General features: G+C 57.2%; 12 protein-coding genes. 7 read left to right on the top strand and 5 right to left on the bottom strand.

Annotated elements, in window-relative coordinates; all coding sequences use genetic code 11:
* Nucleotides 1–2: 2 nt before the first annotated feature.
* On the bottom strand, nt 3–1,853 hold the full coding sequence (locus WCO56_10335) for a hypothetical protein (GenBank protein MEI7729959.1): 1,851 nt from the start codon (nt 1,851–1,853) through the stop codon (nt 3–5).
* A gap of 147 nt (nt 1,854–2,000) precedes the next feature.
* Between WCO56_10335 and WCO56_10330 the strand changes: the two genes are divergently transcribed.
* From WCO56_10330 to def, 3 genes are all read left to right on the top strand, one after another.
* Complete coding sequence (locus WCO56_10330; protein MEI7729958.1) at nt 2,001–2,966, top strand: ParB/RepB/Spo0J family partition protein; 966 nt, start codon at nt 2,001–2,003, stop codon at nt 2,964–2,966.
* Between the two features lie 22 nt (nt 2,967–2,988).
* Complete coding sequence (locus WCO56_10325) at nt 2,989–4,125, top strand: hypothetical protein (protein MEI7729957.1); 1,137 nt, start codon at nt 2,989–2,991, stop codon at nt 4,123–4,125.
* Between the two features lie 109 nt (nt 4,126–4,234).
* A complete protein-coding gene (def, locus tag WCO56_10320) occupies nt 4,235–4,813 on the top strand; it encodes a peptide deformylase (protein MEI7729956.1) in 579 nt (192 codons plus the stop codon).
* 73 nt (nt 4,814–4,886) lie between these two features.
* On the opposite strand, the gene WCO56_10315 is transcribed toward def, so the two are convergent.
* Both WCO56_10315 and WCO56_10310 read right to left on the bottom strand, forming a co-directional pair.
* Nucleotides 4,887–5,381, bottom strand: coding sequence for an indolepyruvate oxidoreductase subunit beta (locus WCO56_10315; protein MEI7729955.1), 495 nt, complete (start codon nt 5,379–5,381; stop codon nt 4,887–4,889).
* Complete coding sequence (locus WCO56_10310) at nt 5,365–6,984, bottom strand: thiamine pyrophosphate-dependent enzyme (GenBank protein ID MEI7729954.1); 1,620 nt, start codon at nt 6,982–6,984, stop codon at nt 5,365–5,367. Before WCO56_10310 ends, WCO56_10315 begins: the two co-directional genes overlap by 17 nt.
* 135 nt (nt 6,985–7,119) lie before the next feature.
* On the opposite strand from WCO56_10310, the gene WCO56_10305 reads away from it, so the two are divergent.
* Nucleotides 7,120–8,349 (top strand): argininosuccinate synthase, encoded by a 1,230-nt coding sequence (locus tag WCO56_10305; GenBank protein MEI7729953.1) that lies wholly within the window; start codon nt 7,120–7,122, stop codon nt 8,347–8,349.
* A gap of 82 nt (nt 8,350–8,431) precedes the next feature.
* Here the strand turns inward: WCO56_10305 and WCO56_10300 are convergent, their stop codons facing one another.
* The gene (locus WCO56_10300) at nt 8,432–9,541 is read right to left on the bottom strand and encodes an aminoglycoside phosphotransferase family protein (GenBank protein ID MEI7729952.1); all 1,110 of its coding nucleotides are present in this window, start codon (nt 9,539–9,541) and stop codon (nt 8,432–8,434) included.
* 3 nt (nt 9,542–9,544) lie between these two features.
* Complete coding sequence (locus tag WCO56_10295; protein ID MEI7729951.1) at nt 9,545–13,087, bottom strand: DEAD/DEAH box helicase; 3,543 nt, start codon at nt 13,085–13,087, stop codon at nt 9,545–9,547.
* A 206-nt stretch (nt 13,088–13,293) separates the two neighbouring features.
* On the opposite strand from WCO56_10295, the gene WCO56_10290 reads away from it, so the two are divergent.
* The 3 genes from WCO56_10290 to ilvC all read left to right on the top strand — a co-directional run bounded on the left by WCO56_10290 (nt 13,294) and on the right by ilvC (nt 17,792).
* Complete coding sequence (locus WCO56_10290; protein MEI7729950.1) at nt 13,294–15,252, top strand: hypothetical protein; 1,959 nt, start codon at nt 13,294–13,296, stop codon at nt 15,250–15,252.
* A gap of 23 nt (nt 15,253–15,275) precedes the next feature.
* On the top strand, nt 15,276–16,385 hold the full coding sequence (locus WCO56_10285) for a hypothetical protein (protein ID MEI7729949.1): 1,110 nt from the start codon (nt 15,276–15,278) through the stop codon (nt 16,383–16,385).
* Between the two features lie 306 nt (nt 16,386–16,691).
* Entirely contained in the window at nt 16,692–17,792 is a 1,101-nt protein-coding gene (gene ilvC / locus WCO56_10280; GenBank protein ID MEI7729948.1) for a ketol-acid reductoisomerase, read from the top strand.
* Nucleotides 17,793–17,943: the final 151 nt, after the last annotated feature.

Genomic DNA, 17,943 nt, shown 5'->3' with positions numbered 1-17,943 from the left:
ACTCAGTAAGGCACGGGCTGGCCACGGTCATCGGTGCGAAAGGTGAATTTGAAGCGTCCGACGGCGTTTGTTTGAGCAGGAATCCGACCCGACAACTGGTATGTTTGGTGTGGCTCCAGCAGCAGATCCGGTGGGAGCGGATAGAGGTGCTCGCACGTTGAGGTAGTCGAAAACGCCACTGGCGATTTGAGCATGAGGTGCTGTTTGCGTGTCTGGATTGTTCCGAGGCATCCCCACAGCGTCAGCACGTTGGATAAAGGCAGGACTTTGCCGAGCCTCACTTCAACCGAGGCATTACGGTTGTGTTGGGAGAAGCCTGGCGTCCAAACATGCAGAAAAACTTGGTCGCCCGAAAATGTGTATTTCCCCCAATCCAGCGATCCACGGGGCAGGAGGGTCAGGGCTTGGGCTTTGGCGGTGATCCATTCGGCTCCCAGTTCGTTCGTCCGATATTCGCGAAGCCCCGCAAAACCACCATAACACGACGCCACGCGGCGGGTGGAAGTATCCTGGGTGGGGGCAAAACTGCTCAGCAGCATACCGTTCGAGTCGAGGTCATCCAATCCCCCATGAGTACCTCCGAATCTGGCTAACCGGCTGGCGGCTCGAACCAGCCAATCCGCATGGACATAACCGTCGTTCAAGCTGATGAGAATGGTCGCGGGATTGAGGGCGGCCCGGGTGTGGCCCCAGGCAATGCGCTCCAGTGCCAGCGGATACCGAAGGGGCAGGGTTTCAGCCATCCAAGCATCGGACGCGGCATACCCATTGACATCCAACTGCCCTTTTTGGGCGAGCGTTACGAGCACCGGGCGGTAGTTGAGGGGATCGCCTGATTCGGGGGCATAGCGGAAAGAGTTATTGGCGGTATCCCATGCGATACTGGCCCGTTCGCCCTTTGAGTTCATGACGATGAAGCGATTGGTTTCACCGGGAATCTGAGCCGACAATACGTCCACGCCTTGCAGGTGCGAGAGGAGTTCCACCAGTTGTTCGGTTTCGGCAGGCTGATTGTGGAGTTCCACCCAGGACTCGATCCCGGCCGTTGGCAGCACCACATCCTTGGGCTGAAGCAGGGATTTCGTGATCCGATATCCCGCCTTTTTCAAATAACTCCGAATCTGGACCCGCTGGCCGGCGCCGGTATGGTTATTCGCGTGATCCGACAGGATTAAAACTTCAAGTTCCCGTCCCTCGCGTGCCAGGTAGCGCGCGCGCAGTTCCGTCAGCTTTTTATCCAGCGTGGCCAGCATGGTAAAAATGTCGCACGCCATGTGCTGGGCGGAGTCGGTCGAGACAAAATACGCGTAGTAGTTCGCGTCCGGGCTGGTGGTGTTGAGAAAATCCTCTACCAATTTATCTGCCTCGTATTGAAAGGTCTTGCGCGGACGGACATAACCCATGGCATTGTGAACGCTGCTATTCACCCGCCAAGTCATCTGCTTTTCGTACTCCATGGAACTGGTCACCCCGTTCATCCATATCTCCTGGTTTGCCGCAATGCTGAAGTAGGTGCGCTGGTATCCGGGTAGCGGGCGATTGCCGAAAATCTCAGTCCAAGCAACATCGCTGGCGGAGGGAAAGGTTGAGACCAGGCGGCTGACCGGGAAATAGCCCTGATGAAAACCCTGTAGCTGACACAATTTGCCGTGCCGATCTTTGTAGGTGATGCCTTCCTGCAACGCTTTCACGTCGCGATATGCGATGCTATCCAGCGCCAAAACCAATCGTCGGGGAGCGCCGAGCGCACTCAACGAGGGAATGGTCAGGAGAGTCGCGAGCAGAAGCAAAATAGTTTGGCTCGCAGCTCTGCTGTGACGGGCCGACTTGGTGATGTTCGGGCTGGTATTCACGGAACCGATCCTGCGGCTGGGGGGCTTGTTGTTTGTGCCACCAACGCCGCACGCTTAGGGAAACATTGATTTTCGTTGGTGTCCATGGAAATCAGCCGGTGGAAAAATCATTTTGCCTTTTTCGCGAAGGTTCGCCACTCTCCCTGCATGGTCAAGCAAGTATTGGGACGCGGACTCGGCGCTCTTTTGAGCGGTCACGCCACGGCAGGCAAGCCGGCGGCGGCCAATCCCATTGGGGCGACGGTCCCCCCGGCTCCAGAATCCGCCCACGCTGCCGCTCCACTGCCGTCGCCGCCAGCGCCGGTAGATGCGCGGGAAAGAATATTGACCGTGCCGATGGATCGTATTCGCGCCTGCCCGTTGCAGCCGCGCAAGGATTTCACGGCGGAGGCTATCAAGGAGCTGGCGGATTCCATTCGCGAGCAGGGTATCATCAACCCGTTGGTCGTGCGCCAAAAAGGTGAGGTGTACGAATTGATTGCCGGGGAACGCCGCTGGCGCGCCTCACAATCCCTTGGCTTGGCCAGTGTGCCGGTGATTGTTCGTGAGGCGGATGATGTCACCGTGCTGGAGTTATCCCTGATTGAGAACTTGCAGCGCGAAAACCTGAATGCGATTGAAGAGGCGCATGGGTATGCGCAGTTGATCAGCCAGTTCCAATTGACCCAGGAAGAAGCGGCGATCAAGGTGGGTAAAAGCCGTGCCATGGTAGCGAACGCTGTGCGCCTACTCAGACTGCCGGCGGAGATTCAGACCTGGATTCGCGAAGGCCGGTTATCCGTGGGCCATGCCAAAGTGATTCTCGGCCTGAATACGGATGAAGAACAGTATCTGGCGGCGGAACGCGCTTTGCGGGATGGGCTCAGCGTGCGGCAGCTTGAGGAGATGGTGGCCTTGTGGCAAAATCCGGCGGCGGTTCCCAAACCCGGCAAAGTGAAAAGCTCGGGGGTTCGAGACCTGCATGTGGTGGCTTTGGAAAGCCGGATGCAGGAGCGCTTTGGCACGAAGGTAACCCTGCGCTATCGCCAGGGGAAAGGCTCGCTGGAGATTCGCTTTTACAGCGATGACGAGCTGGAACGAATTTTAGGAATTGCGGGCATCAAGCCCGAATGACTCGACGGTAATAATAACTAACATGAAAATACAACCCATGATTGATTCGCAGGAATTGAGGACGCAGTGCGCCGACCAATTGAGCGCTGCCGTCAAACAGGTGAACAAACTTACCGCCTTCGTTGGCTTGGATGGTTTCGTGGACGAAATCATCCACGCGGTGGACAAACGTGAAAACGCGGAAACCTTCCAACGCATTGCCACCATCAGCAAGTTGGGTGAGCGTATTATTGCCGCGGCGGGCCGCAGTACCAATGTCGAATTAGTGCGCCAACTGACCAAACTCGGCGGCAACGGCCCCATCATGGGCAATGCGCTGGCCAGTTTTGGCATTCAGGTCACCTATGTCGGCGCGCTGGGTTGGCCGAATCTGCACCCGGTTTTCAAAGGCTTCTCCAAGATTGCGGAAGTTCACACCATTGGCGAACCCGGGTACACGGATGCCTTGGAATTCGAGGATGGCAAACTATTGTTCGGCAAGCTGGTCCAGTTGGCGGAAATCACCTGGCCCAACATTCAGGCCCGTTATGGCCGCGAAAAGTTTGCCAAAAAATTCCAGCAATCAAACCTCGTCGGCTTTGTCAACTGGACGATGTTGCCCTACATGAGCGACATTTGGGAATCCTGCCTCAAAGAACTTTGCAAAGACATGAAAGGCCCCAAACGCACGCTGTTTGTGGACCTGGCGGATCCGGAAAAACGCTCGAATAGCGATATTACGCGCGCGCTGAAGTTGATCGTCAAGTTTAACAAGTTCTTCAACGTCATTCTGGGGTTGAACGAAAAAGAGGCGTTTGAAATCGGGCGGGTGTTGGGTTTGGCGGAACAACCGCATACGCCTGAAGGGTTGGCGGTGCTCACACAGGAAATCCTGAAACATGTGTCGGTGAGCACGCTGGTGGTGCATCCGACGTCGTACGCGTTGGCGGCCAGCAAGGATGGCGTTACCATCGTCAAGGGACCGTTCGTGGAAAAACCGTTCATTACGACCGGTGCCGGCGATCACTTCAATTCCGGTTTCTGCCTGGGCAAGCTGCTCGGCTTCGACAACACGATGAGCGTGATGTGCGGGGTGACCACCAGCGGGTTCTATGTGCGCACAGCCAAGAGTCCCGCCGTGAAAGATCTGGTTGGCATGTTGCGCAAGTGGCCCGCTTGATTCAAACGAAAATTAAGTCGCCCTCTCCCGCAAGATGGGGAGAGGGTGGGATTGGTTCATGAAATGCCTCATGATTTGAGGTTCTGCGAATGCTTTTGTTTGGCAAAAAATGATTTTAGAAATTGTAAAATATGGGCATCCGGTGTTACGCCAAAAGGGTGTACTGGTGGATGAGGTTACGCCGGAAATTCGGCGGTTGATCAAGGACATGTTCGAGACGATGTATGAAAACAACGGGATCGGACTGGCCGCGCAGCAGGTCGGCCAGGCACTGCAATTGACGGTGATTGATGTGCGCACAATCACGGACCGGCCATCCACGTTGGAAATCAATGGCGAACCGGCCGAAGTGGACAGCATCATGCCACTGGTGCTGATTAATCCGGTGCTCACGCCCAGTGGCGATCCTGCCAAGGGCCCGGAAGGGTGCCTGAGTTTTCCCGAGATGTATGCCGATATCGTCCGTCCGGCAGGAGTGCTCGTGTCGGCGGAAGATGCGGATGGAAAACGAATTCGTTTCCGGTGCGGCGGGTTATTGGCGCGCGCTATTCAGCATGAAACGGACCATTTGCATGGTATTCTTTTCATAGACCGTATGACGCGGTCCGTCAAAGAAGATATGCGCCCCGAATTGGAAAAGTTACAGGCAAAAACCAAGGCCGAATTGGAAAAGAAAATGAAGAAGTAAGGAGATATAGCGCTCCTGCCCCAACACCGGTGTAACTGCTGGATGCCCTTAACGGCTGAACTGTCTTATCCAATCACGGTTTCCCGGCTTGGCGTCCGAGTTCAAAGGCCTGGCTGTTTCCAGTGAAGAAGGTTTCGGCAAAGTTTTCCTTGAGGGCTTGCAGCCAGATTTCGGCAGGGATATCCAGACGGCTGCTGAGGAAACCGAGCATGGCCACGTTCAGGCTTTTTTTGTTGGGGAGCTTGGTGGCGTCAATCAGGTCCGGGGTGATGAGGGTACCGGTGCTGGGGCGCAGCAGCCATTGGTTGGGGGCGACTTGATCCGGCGAGAGCACTACCAGAAAATCCGCTTCCGCTGGCGGCACCATCGGGCTGAATACCTGGCGTCCGTAGCGGATATCGCTGCAAACACTGCCGCCGCGCTGGCTCATGCCGTGGACTTCGCTCTTTTTGACGTCGTGCCCGGCGCGGAAGATCGCATCCACAAGAATATCCGAGGCTTTGAGCACGCCCTGGCCACCGAGGCCGGCGACGACGATGTTAGTGACTTTGTCAGGGGGTTGGGACATGGTCGCAATTCCTTTCCGCATCGAGGCGTTCGTATTCGCGCAGTTTGTTGACGATGAGAATGCAAGGGCGGCGCACGATGATGACCGCCAGTTCGTCCTGCTTGAGGCATCTAGCCAGCAGGTCTTCAAATTCATTTGAGCCGAGCCGGGGCTCGACGACATAGACGTTGGGCACACCCGCCGCACGGCAGAGATCTTCCAGCACCAGGCGTCGCGAAGGTTCGTGCGCCAGCGAGCGTCCTGTGCTCGGGTTCTCCTGATGCCCCGTCATGGCGGTGGTGTAGTTATCGAGGATGATGACGACGTGGCCGGTGGCGGGCGGGTTGTACGCCATATCCACGACGCCGGTGATGCCGCTGTGGACAAAGGTGCTATCCCCGATGAGGCTGACGACGCGCCGGGCTTCCTCCGGCGGCAACACTTTACGCAACCCCAACCCAACGCCGATGCTCGCGCCCATGCAGACGCAGGTATCCATGCCCTCGAACGGCGGCAGCACGCCCAACGTGTAACAGCCGATGTCCCCCGCGACGATGCAGTCGAGTTTGCGCAAGGTCGTGAAGACTTGCCGGTACGAGCAGGCGTCGCAGAGCTGCGGCGGTTTGCCGGGTGGCTTGGGCGGTTCGGGGGAAAGGTCGTGGGCGATGATTTTGCGCACGCGCGCGACGTTCAGTTCGCCAAAACGAAAGACGGACGGCTTGCCTTCGACAGGGATGCCGGCGGCGGTGAGGGCTTCGACGAGGTACGGATCGCCTTCTTCGATGACCACGCAGCGCTTCACGGTTTTGGCAAAGGCGGCGATGGCTTGCAAGGGTAGGGGATAGGTGAATCCGAGCTTAAGCACGCTGGCCTCGGGAACTGCCTCGCGCACGTGCATATAGGAGATGCCGGAGGTGATGATGCCGAGCGAGTTGTTTCCGGCAACGACGCGGTTCAACGCGCACGTCTCATTCCATTGCGCCAGCTCGTCCAGTTTCTGCCGCAACTTGCGGTGCGCCGGGCGCGCGTAGGCGGGAATCATCACTCGCCCCGGAATATCCCGTTTGAAGGCGGGTGGATTCGCCGGGCCTTGGGCGGCGCGCGGTTGGACGATGGTCTTGCTGTGGCAGACGCGGGTGGTGACCCGCAGGATGACGGGAATATGGAAGCGCTCGGAAAGTTCAATTGCCGCCCAGGTGAAGTCGTATGCTTCTTGGGAGTCAGAGGGTTCGAGCATCGGCACGCCCGCCGCTTGCGCGTAACGACGGTTGTCCTGCTCGTTCTGGCTGGAGGCCATGCCGGGGTCATCCGCCGAGATGATTACCAACGCACCGTTAACGCCGGTATAGGACACGGTGAACAGGGGATCGGCCGCCACGTTCAGCCCCACATGTTTCATGGTGCAGAGTGTCCGGGCGCCACCGAAAGCCGCGCCGATTGCCACTTCGAGGGCGACTTTCTCATTGGGCGACCACTGGGCGGGGCCGCCCAGTTCGGAAAAATATTCAAGAATTTCGGTGGATGGCGTGCCGGGATAGCCGGCCCCCAGCGCTACTCCGGCATGAAATGCCGCGAGCGCAATCGCCTCGTCCCCGCTTAATAACTGTCGTTGTTGCTTGCTCATGTTACAAACACCGGTGATTTATGCCTGCCGATCCCGTCTTGGTAAAGCATAGAAAATTGTAATTTCCGCTTTTCTACCGTCGGGAAATGGCGTTTATTCAACGCCGTAACGATTACGGTTGTGGAATTCTAACTTATGAAAATTGTATTAGCCTATTCCGGTGGTCTCGACACTTCGGTGTTGATGTCCTGGATCAAAGAGAAATATAACGCCGAGATGATCGGTTTCTGCGCCAACATTGGCCAGGAAGACGAGCTGAAAGGTTTGGAAAAGAAAGCCAAGCAGACTGGAGCTTCCAAGATTTACATCGAAGATTTGCAGGAGGAGTTCGCCCGCGATTTCATCTTCCCAATGATCCAGGCGGGGGCCATCTATGAAGGCCAGTATTTCCTTGGCACCAGCATCGCCCGCCCGCTCATCGCCAAGCGCATGATTGAAATCGCGCTCGCCGAGAAGGCGGACACCATTGCCCATGGTGCCACTGGCAAGGGCAACGACCAGGTGCGCTTCGAGTTGACCGCCGCTGCCCTGGCGCCCGGCCTGGACATCATCGCCCCGTGGCGCGATGCCTCCTTCCGCGCGCAATTCCCCGGGCGCGCCGAGATGATCCAGTACTGCGAGGATAAAAAAATCCCGGTGCAGGCCACCGCCAAGAAACCCTATTCGAGTGATCGCAACCTGCTGCACATTTCCTTTGAGGCCGGCATTCTGGAAGACCCGTGGATGGACGCCTTTGCGCCCAAGAACAAGGACATGTTCAAGTTGTCCGTCGCGCCCGAGGACGCGCCGAACACGCCCGAGTTCGTTACGTTGGATTTCGTGCAAGGCCTCTGCGTGGCGGTCAATGGTAAACCTCTGAACCCGTTGACCGTGATGAAGGTCCTGAACAAACTGGGTGGCAAACACGGCGTCGGCCGCGTGGACATGGTGGAAAACCGCTACGTCGGCATGAAATCGCGCGGCGTCTATGAAACCCCCGGCGGCTCCATTCTCCAGTTTGCGCATCGTCAGATCGAAAGCCTCACCATGGACCGCGAAGTCATGCACTTGCGCGACTCCCTGATTCCGCGCTATGCGGAGCTGGTCTATTACGGATACTGGTTCGCGCCGGAACGTTTCGCCTTGCAGGCGTTGGTGACGGAAAGCCAGCGCAACGTCACGGGCACCGTCAAAGTGAAGCTCTACAAGGGCAACATTTTTGTATCCGGGCGCAAATCCGCTGTCAGCCTCTACAACCCGCACATCGCCACCATGGAAGCCGATCCGACCAAAGCGTACAATCAGGACGATGCCACCGGGTTCATCCGGCTCAACGGCTTGCGCTTGCGCGTCGCGGCCAAAGTGCATGGTCCGCTGAACAAGTAATCCAAGTTTACGATGGGAACAAAAAGCCCTGGCGCGTTTACCGCGCCAGGGCTTGTTAATTCCTGTGGTGTTCGTTCCAGAGTCACAGACTGTCGGCGAATTTCTGCATGGCGGCTTCCTGGCGCTGGATGGATTCCACGAGTTTGAATTGAGTGCGGCAACGGTCGAGGTTGTGGTCCGGGCGGTGGACGCGAAAATAGACATCACCTTGCAGGAAGTCCGTCAGGAATCGGAGGCCGATGGTGAACGTGATCAGCTTCCCGGCGAAGGCGATCAGGGATCGTTCCTTTTTGTTCAAAAACGGGCTGGCGGATTCCAGGTAACCGCGGGCCAGTGCCTGGAACATGGGGGCATGCATTTTGACCTTGGAGAGATCCTGCTCGTCTTCAAGCGTGGGGCTGGTGGTGGTGCGCACCATGTCGCCAAAGTCGTAGAGGGCGCAACCAGGCATGACGGTATCCAGGTCCACCACGCATAGGGCCTTGCCGGTGTCCGCATCCAGCATCACGTTATTGAATTTGGTGTCGTTATGGGTGATGCGTTCGGGCAGTTCCCCGCTGGCCATCGCATTTAGAATCACATCCACGAGGGGCTCCTGCTTCAGGGCAAAGGCGATTTCTTTTTTCGCCAGAGCGGCGCGGTTGCAATGGTCGGCTTGGGCGGCGTTCTGCAACGCGGTGAAACGCGAGCGGGTATTGTGAAAGTTGGGAATGGTCTCCACCAGGCGCTCGCCGGGGAGATCCGCCAACTGGCATTGAAAATCGCCAAATGCCAAGCCGGCTTGATAGGCTTGCTCCGGGGTTTGTGCCGCTTCAAACGTCTGGGCTCCCTCAATAAACACAAAGGTCCGCCAGTATTCGTTACCGCCGTTGACGTAAAAGTCTTTGCCGTTCTTGGTGGGCACGACCGTTAGCACCCGCCGGGTGATGGCATCGGTGCTCTGCGCCTCAAGCTTGGCGCGCACATGCCGGGTGACACGGGCCAGGTTGGACATGACCGATACCGGGTCTTTGAATACGGAGATGTTAATTTTCTGGTGGATGTACCGGACTTTGATGCCACCCTGGTCATAGGTGGCCGTGTAGGTTTCGTTGATGTGCCCGATTTTACACGGCTCGGCGTGGAGAATCTGCCCGTAAATTTGGAATTGCTGCGAGACGTGCCGCAGCCGCTCTTCTTGATAGATTGCCATATTCTAAATTTCGTCCTCAAATAAATATTTCAGGTCGTCCAGCGTCAGTGCTTTTGCAAAGCTTTCCTCACCCAGCACGTCTTCGGCAAGCGATTTTTTCGTTTTTTGTAACTGCCGGATTTTTTCCTCGATGCTGTTTTTGATCAGGAGGCGGTAGGCGATGACTTTGTTCACTTGGCCGATCCGGTGGGTGCGGTCAATGGCCTGGTTCTCGACGGCCGGATTCCACCAGGGATCAAACATCACCACATACGAGGCGGCGGTCAGGTTCAGCCCAAACCCGCCCGCTTTGAGGGAGATGAGAAACACCGCCGCGCCCTCGGCGGCTTGAAAGGAGGCTACCAATTCGCCGCGGTTCTCGGTATCCCCGGCAAGGTAAAAGTATCGCCACTCGCGGCTGGTCATTTCTCGCTTGAGAATCTCCAGCATGGTGACGAATTGTGAAAAGACGAGGACCTTGTGCCCCTCTTCCAACAAGGGTTCCAGCAAATCCAGCAAGGCGTTGACTTTGGCGCTTTCCGCCCCCATCAACGTATCGTTGACCAGCCCGGGATGGCAGCAAATCTGGCGTAGGCGCAGCAAGGAGGTGAGGAAATGAAAGCGTTGTTCATTGAGTTCCTTCTGGGTTTTAAGCTTGAGCAACATCAGGCGGGCCCGCTTGTACTCCGCCTGGTACAGGGTGCGTTGGTCGCCTTCCAATTCGCAGATCAAATCCTCTTCCACGCGCTCCGGCAAATCCTTGGCCACCTGGCCTTTGGTCCGGCGCAAGAGGAAGGGGCGGACGCGTGCGGACAGGCGCTGGCGGGCCAGGGAATCGGTCTGCAGGTTGTAGCGTTTGCCAAACGCGGTGCGATTGCCCAGCACGCCGGGCATCGCATAGGCGAAGATGCTCCAGAGGTCCATCAGGCGGTTCTCGATGGGCGTGCCGGTGAGCGCCAGCCGTTGTTGCGCCTTCAGGGCGCGGGCCGCCTGCGCCGTCTGGGAATCCGGGTTCTTGATGTATTGCGCTTCATCCAGGATGGCCGCATGCCATTGGCAATTGCCAATCTCGGGCGACAGGCTGCGCAATTGAGGGTAGTTGATGACGATGAGATCATTCGCGGTGCGCGCCTCCTTGAGCGCGTCGGCATCCTCGCCCTGCCAGAGCCGCACTTTGAGTTCCGGCAGAAAGCGCTCTGTTTCGCTGCGCCAGTTGTCCATCACGGATTTGGGGCAGACGACCAGGCTGGGGTGTTTGTTGGCATCGGTCTGGGAGCGCGACCATGCCAGCCAGGTCAGCGCTTGCACCGTTTTGCCCAAGCCCATGTCATCCGCCAAAATCCCGCCGAACCGGTTGGCGGTGAGATAGGCGAGAAAATGGAATCCCTCGATCTGGTAGGGACGCAGGGTGGCACGGATGCTGGCGGGCACCTCCGGGGTGACGCGCGCTTTTAATTCACTGGCGCGGGTCTGAATCTTTTGTGCCTGCTCTTGCGGTAAAAAACGTTGGGCGGCGCTATCCGCCAGTTGGAAGGCGTGGAGGCGTTGCGGCTCGGTGGAAAAGTCGTGCGGGTTCAACCCCAAGCGGGCCAACTGCTGATCCTCCTCTTCGGATAGGTTGAATTGCAGACGGTGCCAGCCTTTTTTCCCCAGGCGCACGAACTTGCCGCCGGCGTTCAGGAGCAATTGCAGTTCTTGCTGGGTCAGATTCGAGTCTTTGACATCCAGTTCGACGCGCAGGTCAAACCAATCCACCTGGGCTTCTTCAACGGACAAACGCACATTGCCGGCCACCGGCCCTTCGCGCAGGCTGGCTAATTCCGGGTCCAACAGCAGCTCGACGTTCGGCGGCAGGTTATTCAGCCATTCCACAAACATTTCCGGGAAGGTCTTGGTGATGCGGACCCGCCATTTGCCCTGGTACCCATCAAATTTTACCCCGAGATCGAATAGCAACCCAGGGACTTTGCCTTGCACCACCCGGTCCACAATGGGAATCATTTCGCCGGGCTTGAGACTCTGGGGTTTAGGCTGATAGTTTAGTTGTGATTCGACGACCCATTGGTCAGAGCGATAATATTCCGTCTCGCCACCCTCGTATTGCGCCGTGACGGTAACCATCAGATAATCAGTTTTCCCGCCCACGTAGGCGGAGTCAATTTCGCATTTCAAACGGGCGGTCATCGTGACTGGCCTGGTGAGTTGCTGGATGCGTTCCGGCAACGGCAGCGCCAGTTTGCCCAAGTACTGGATGCCATCGAGGCTTTCGACGGCGGGGGCGGGAATGGCGATTTTGTTGGTGTTGCCAAAACCATGCGGCACCGGTCCGTGGTAAACGCCGTCGGCCGTCAGATACAACGTTGGGATACCCGCCAACACCGCGAGAATGGCAGGCGGCTCCTGTCCCTCCGCCGTTACCAGTTGCAGCAAGTAGTCGCCGGCGGCGTCTTTGGGTGCCGTCAGATTCATGCGTAGCGGCTGCTCATGCCAGCGCAGGGGTTGGCCTTCGGACGTGGTCAGGAGATGTTTCAGGGGAGCCAACCGGAAAATGCGGTTCAACACCGTCAATGCCGTACTGTCATTGTAGTGCAGGACGTGCCAGTCGGTGGCCGTATAGGGGCGGTACATGGCGGCCCAGAGCATGGCTGTTTCAAAGGGCATCTCCAATAAGCCGGAGTCGAAGCATTGCCCCAGCCTTTTGACGTGGGCTTGCTTCAACTCGGCAAACTCATTGTCCGGCTTGGAACGCCACAGCAGACGGGCGGCGTGATGACTGAAGGCGAGCCGTAATTCGGCCCATTCGTTGAGTTGGTGAAGCGGGACGGCTTGCTTCTGCGCGAGTTGTTGTCGCCAGTTGGCGATTTCTTTCAGTCGCAGCCAGTCCTTCATTTTCTCCTTGATCCGGTCGAGGTTGGTCACTGGCTGCAAGAAGGCCGGGAGCGACAGGTTGCGCCGCAGGATTTCATGCGCCAGGTATTGCCAGAACTCGAGGTCATTGACGGGCGGTTCCGGCCAGAGCTTGAGCGGACTCCAGTTAAAGTCATTCAAACCATAGGTGAAATAGCGCAGATCGCTGGCAGTCATCTGGTAGCCGCGTTGCACGCTATCCCAAAAATTCAACAGCATCCGCAACTGGGTGCTTTCCTCGAGGTTGAGCGCGCGTCCGTTTTTTTCCTTAACGGCGGCGGTCAACGGTGATTTGGGCGTCGGTGGCAAGGCGGTAGCGGGAGTTTTTTTTGGTTTGACTTTGCTGGCGGGCTTGAATTGGCTGGCCTGCTCGTGGAGGGCGAGCAGGGCGGCCACCGTGTGTTTGCAATCCCCCCCTTGCGGGCATTCGCATTCGGTGAGCCACTCATCGGCGGCGTAGTCCAACCAGACTTGATACTTGCCGTCGCCCCCGGAACTGATCACCGTGGCGGAGTAACTTACGCCCGGTTGGTCGCTCTTGAGGTCATGGACATGGCCGGATTGGAACAAAGCACGTCCGCGCCGCTGCACCGTATGCGGCAGCGAACCTAAATAATCGTCAATCGTTGCTCGATCTTTCAGCGGGTTATCATCACTCATACAACAAGCGCATAGCGTCGGGAACAATGTCGCGAAAGACAAGCTGGATTTGATTAAAAATCATGGCACCGCATGGTCATCTGCCATGAACAGGTTGCCGGTCTGAAGATATGAAGCTGTTTCCTAAACGTAACTTGGCTTCCAACGGCCGATCTGATAGAAGCTAGTTGATTGGAAAAAAGAGCTTGGAAGCGAAATATTCAAATATGAACACCATCGTAAAAAAAATGCTCGGCATGGCGGCGTTGCTTTCGGCGTGTGCGGCACCGGCTCAACTTCAAGTGCAACTGCAGCCGCCGGTGCTTTCAAACGGAGTGGTCAACCTGGCGTGGTCGCTCTCTGGCTGGACCAACGGCTCTCCGGTTCAAATTTCGGGAATTCTTGGTGCCCCACAGGTCGGCTTTCCGCAGTGGAGCCTGCTGACCAGCGCCCTCCAGACGAACGGGACAGCCTCCGTCTCCGTGGGGATTTCAAACTTGGCCTGCCAGTTGTTCAGGGGTTTCTCGGTTTCCAATGAGCCCGGCGTCTATTTCCTGGTGGGGTCCAACGCGCTTGTGCCCGCTGGTGGAATGCTGACGGTTCCGTACCTGATCGTGGGTGCGCCGGGGCAGAGCAATTATCTGCTCCAGGTCTTTGACAGTATGAACGGCGCGGCCAACCCGCTTACGCTCGACCAGCGATTTGTGGACGGCGAGACCGTGAGCGGCACCCTGACGCTGGACAGCGTCAATACCCCGTGGGGCAGCCGACAGATGCGGTTTGTCGCGACGGCCAACGATGGGGCGACGTTTTCCACCGAGGCGCAGGTCGTCTCGCAGAGCGACCTCGCCATCACCTACCCGGTGCTCACGAAGCAGGACATTGGCGGCGGGCAAATGGGGTACGTCGGCTACGCCTATTGGGGCATCTCGGTATTTGCCGAGACGCCGCGCACCAACGGCACATGGCATACCTTGGTGTATGATGAAGGCACGCTCGAATTGCTCTACACCAACTCGCAGGATGTCGCCACAACGCTTTCACCGGGCGTGTACGAATGGCCGGGGCCTACCGCTTCTTCGGACGGGTTCACCAATAATGGATTCCTCGTCGCAGTCACCATTGTGCCGCCGGATAACGGCGGGACAAACAACGCGTCGTTGTCGGCGCGGGCGAACTTCACGCTAGCTGGAGCGGTGGCAGGGCCAACACCAGTGGTGCCAGGGACGCCACCGTCATTGCCGTCGTTGCCGCCGCTGCCGCCGCTGCCGGGCACTCACTGGCCGCCAACCGGGCTGGCGTCCGCTGCCAACAGCCCGCTTGACGGCCCGTTCCCCGGAGGTGCAAGTGGCGCTCCTCCGCCGCACGTGAATCCAACCAACTGGATGCGCTTGAAGGTGGTGAAACCGCATCCCGTTCGTGGCTGGGCGACCTGCCACTCACCGGACGCGGATCCATACGATTCGGGCACCAGGGCTGCGATGAATACCGCCCTGCAGAGTCTGACGCTGGTTGGATTATACGTCGGCGACACTTGGGTCACGGCGACGGATGGGAACACCCAGCAAATTGACAATCCTGATGTGAACGATCCCACGATCTTCAACTTGGCGTTTTCGACGGACTGGATTGGACTCAACATCCTCTGCGTTTGGCCAACCCCAGTCTGGCACCATCCGATACTGCATTCCAACGAATGGGTTACCAACACCGCGCCATTGGACACCAAAGGAATGATTATCCATGCCCACGGCAACAGCTCTGGACTGTATTCACGAATTGCTCCCGGTGGTTTCGACCAGACAACCCTGAAGCACTATCGCTTCAGTGCCACGAATCACTTCGCCATTGACGGTTATCTGGGTTGCGATGTGGGAACCAACGCCTTTCATGAGTTCGTTCTTGATAATGCAGGCGTTTTTGGGCCAATGACTGGAACGACATTCAGCCGAAAGTCTATTCCTCCGCACTGGGGCTTTGGTTTCCAGGGCGAGGTTAATTTCAACGACGCCAACCTTTATTTCTGGGGATCCTGGCTGGCGTGGTTCCTTACTGATATGGACGGTGGGCACCTCATAAATTCCTGCCATATAGCCTTTGATAAAGCCAAGCTACAGTCGTCTGGCGGCGACAATGCGGTCGAGACCGGCGTCATTGACGCTATGCAAGTCAACTGGTCTTGGTAACGGTATGGGAGTTTGTGAAAACGATGAAAACGAAAAAACGCTTAGTACTGCCAATGCTGCTGGTGTTGGTGTGCGTCGTTCTTATGGTCGTTCTCTGGACTGACTGGAAATCAACTGCCCAGAGAAACCATGGCTCGAGTGAACGTGGCGCGCCGACCGCTCAGAGTACAGCGCAGGCTGCGGTCAGCAACCAGGTTCTGACTGTGACTGTAAAGCCCGCTACCAACTACGTGGAAATGTTACGAAAGCTGTTGGATCGCACCAATCGCACCAGCATCTATTATGGCGCGGCGGTCCTAGCGACCTTGGAGCGCAACCCGGAACTGGTCGAGTTTGGTCGTACTAATGCCATCGCCACCGTTGAGAGGATGCTGACGCGCATGCCCAATGCGCGCCTCTGGGGTTTGGAGAACGGCCTCCCATCGGACACGCGCGTGTCCGTCAAACCTACCATCGGCAGCGGATTCGATGTTACTCTGCGTTGCCCTCCATTGGAGAACGGCAAGGGTCAGTTATCCTTTGATGTCATGGGAGGCACGACCATGATGGTGATCGAGGCACGGAACAGGCCCAGTACCATGAATTCAGTTTTCCCTTGGAACGGCTCACCCGCTCAAGGTGAAGTTGCGGGCTGGAACTGGAGGGGTGCAAGCCGACCGTTTGACGAAAGTGTGGTGAGGGCAATGGCGCTTGCAGTCCTTTCGGCGATGGGCACCGGACGTCCGGATAATACACCGATGTCCTTCGTCATCACCCCCCATATCCAACCCGACCCTGGTGCAGATCCTGCGGGTGGACCCTACCCGGCACTAAACCAGGTCAACGCAAGGTACCCGTTTGCATTCTTCACCGCCACCGTCACTGATCAAGACCGTGCGAAGCGAGTTGGAGAAGGGTGTATCGCTCAAACTGCTCCCGGACAATACTTCTTGGTAGATGTATTTAATCTGCCGTCGCTCGGAAATCCCGTCTTCGATTTGGCAGAGAAATTCCTTGGCTCGCCGGGTTCGGATGCATGGGCGAAAGCGATCATTGATAAGATCGCTGCGGACCCAAAACATGGCTGGGACGAATTTTTTAAGCGGATACCACGGGTTCCACCGCCGCCGCCGAACTACCGAGATGGTAAATAAACGTCAATCGTTGCTCGATCTTTGAGCGGGTTATCATCACTCATAAAACAAGCGTATAGCGTCGGGAACAATGCCGCAAAAGACAAGCTGGATTTGATGGAAATATGTTTTTCGCTTCACCTTTAAGTTTGACGGATGCGGATTTTCCGGTAAATTGCCCGCTACATCATACGGTATTCGCCGGTTTTGGTGAGTGTCTCCCCTCGACAGAGGAGTGTGGATTATTCTCCAGATTTGGCGAGCAACAGATAACGAACAACGAAAAAGAACGGGGCCTATGGCCCGCAACCAGAAAGAAATACAAACATGGCAATTATTGATTTTGGCGGCACGAAAGAAACCGTGGTGACGCGCAAGGAATTCTCCATCGCCAAGGCGCGCCAAGTCCTCAAGAAAGAGGTCATCGCCATCATCGGCTACGGTGTGCAGGGGCCCGCCCAAGGCCTGAACCTTCGTGATAACGGTTTTAACGTCATTGTGGGCCAGTCCAAGCAGTTCCAGCGCGACTGGGACCGCGCAGTCAAAGACGGCTGGGTTCCCGGCAAAACGTTGTTCGACATCGAAGAAGCGGTGCAGAAGGGCACGATCATTCAGATGCTCGTCTCCGATGCCGCTCAGCGCGTCATCTGGCCCGTCGTGAAGAAAAATCTCAAGGAAGGCGATGCCCTGTATTTCTCGCACGGTTTCTCCATCGCGTACAAAAAGCAGACTGGCGTGATTCCGCCCCCGAATGTGGACGTGATTATGGTCGCCCCGAAGGGTTCCGGCCTCAATGTTCGCCGCAATTTCCTTTCCGGCGCTGGCATTAATTCCAGCTTCGCCGTCGAGCAGGATTTCACCGGTCGCGCCGAAGAGCGCTGTCTGGCCCTCGGTATCGGCGTGGGCTCCGGCTACCTGTTCCCCACCACCTTCCAGCATGAAGTCTTCAGCGACCTGACTGGCGAACGCGGCGTGCTCATGGGTGCGCTGGCTGGCATCATGGAAGCCCAGTATGATGTGTTGCGAGCGGGTGGCCATTCGCCGAGCGAAGCGTTCAATGAAACCGTCGAGGAACTGACCCAGAGCCTCATCCGCCTGGTGGACGAAAACGGCATGGACTGGATGTATTCCAACTGCTCCGCCACCGCCCAGCGCGGCGCGCTGGATTGGAAGCCCAAGTTCAAGAAGGCCACCCTGCCGGTGTTCAAGGAACTTTATCAGCGCGTGAAGAACGGCAAGGAATGCGCCCGTGTGCTCAAGTCCTGCGGCGCCCCGGATTATCAGGTGGGTCTGCAGAAGGAACTGAGCGTTATTCGCGACTCCGAGATGTGGAAGGCCGGCGCCGCCGCGCGCGCCCTGCGTCCCAAGGAAGCTGCCAAGGCCATCTCCAAGAATACCAAGGGCGTGTCAGGCCGTGCCTCAAACTGATCGTGCGTCAATGTTTTACGCGAGACGGCGGGATTTTCCCGCCGTCTTTTTTTTTCCAAAAATTGATTCTGCCTCACCAATTATGCAGTTGGCGGCAGGTGCGCTCGGAGAGCCAGTCCCGTAAGGACGACGGAAACCGGCTGGCAAACCT

Source organism: Verrucomicrobiota bacterium, from assembly GCA_037139415.1.
In the GTDB taxonomy this organism is placed as follows: Bacteria; Verrucomicrobiota; Verrucomicrobiia; order Limisphaerales; family Fontisphaeraceae; genus JBAXGN01.
The sequence above is the reverse complement of the archived record's forward strand: the minus strand, read 5'-3'. Positions and strand labels throughout refer to the sequence as shown.

Coding starts and splice junctions, on each gene's coding strand:
- WCO56_10330 (MEI7729958.1), top strand. CDS start 2,001: ATGGTCAAGCAAGTATTGGGACGCGGACTCGGCGCTCTTTTGAGCGGT.
- WCO56_10325 (MEI7729957.1), top strand. CDS start 2,989: ATGAAAATACAACCCATGATTGATTCGCAGGAATTGAGGACGCAGTGC.
- def (MEI7729956.1), top strand. CDS start 4,235: ATGATTTTAGAAATTGTAAAATATGGGCATCCGGTGTTACGCCAAAAG.
- WCO56_10315 (MEI7729955.1), bottom strand. CDS start 5,381: ATGTCCCAACCCCCTGACAAAGTCACTAACATCGTCGTCGCCGGCCTC.
- WCO56_10310 (MEI7729954.1), bottom strand. CDS start 6,984: ATGAGCAAGCAACAACGACAGTTATTAAGCGGGGACGAGGCGATTGCG.
- WCO56_10305 (MEI7729953.1), top strand. CDS start 7,120: ATGAAAATTGTATTAGCCTATTCCGGTGGTCTCGACACTTCGGTGTTG.
- WCO56_10300 (MEI7729952.1), bottom strand. CDS start 9,541: ATGGCAATCTATCAAGAAGAGCGGCTGCGGCACGTCTCGCAGCAATTC.
- WCO56_10295 (MEI7729951.1), bottom strand. CDS start 13,087: ATGAGTGATGATAACCCGCTGAAAGATCGAGCAACGATTGACGATTAT.
- WCO56_10290 (MEI7729950.1), top strand. CDS start 13,294: ATGAACACCATCGTAAAAAAAATGCTCGGCATGGCGGCGTTGCTTTCG.
- WCO56_10285 (MEI7729949.1), top strand. CDS start 15,276: ATGAAAACGAAAAAACGCTTAGTACTGCCAATGCTGCTGGTGTTGGTG.
- ilvC (MEI7729948.1), top strand. CDS start 16,692: ATGGCAATTATTGATTTTGGCGGCACGAAAGAAACCGTGGTGACGCGC.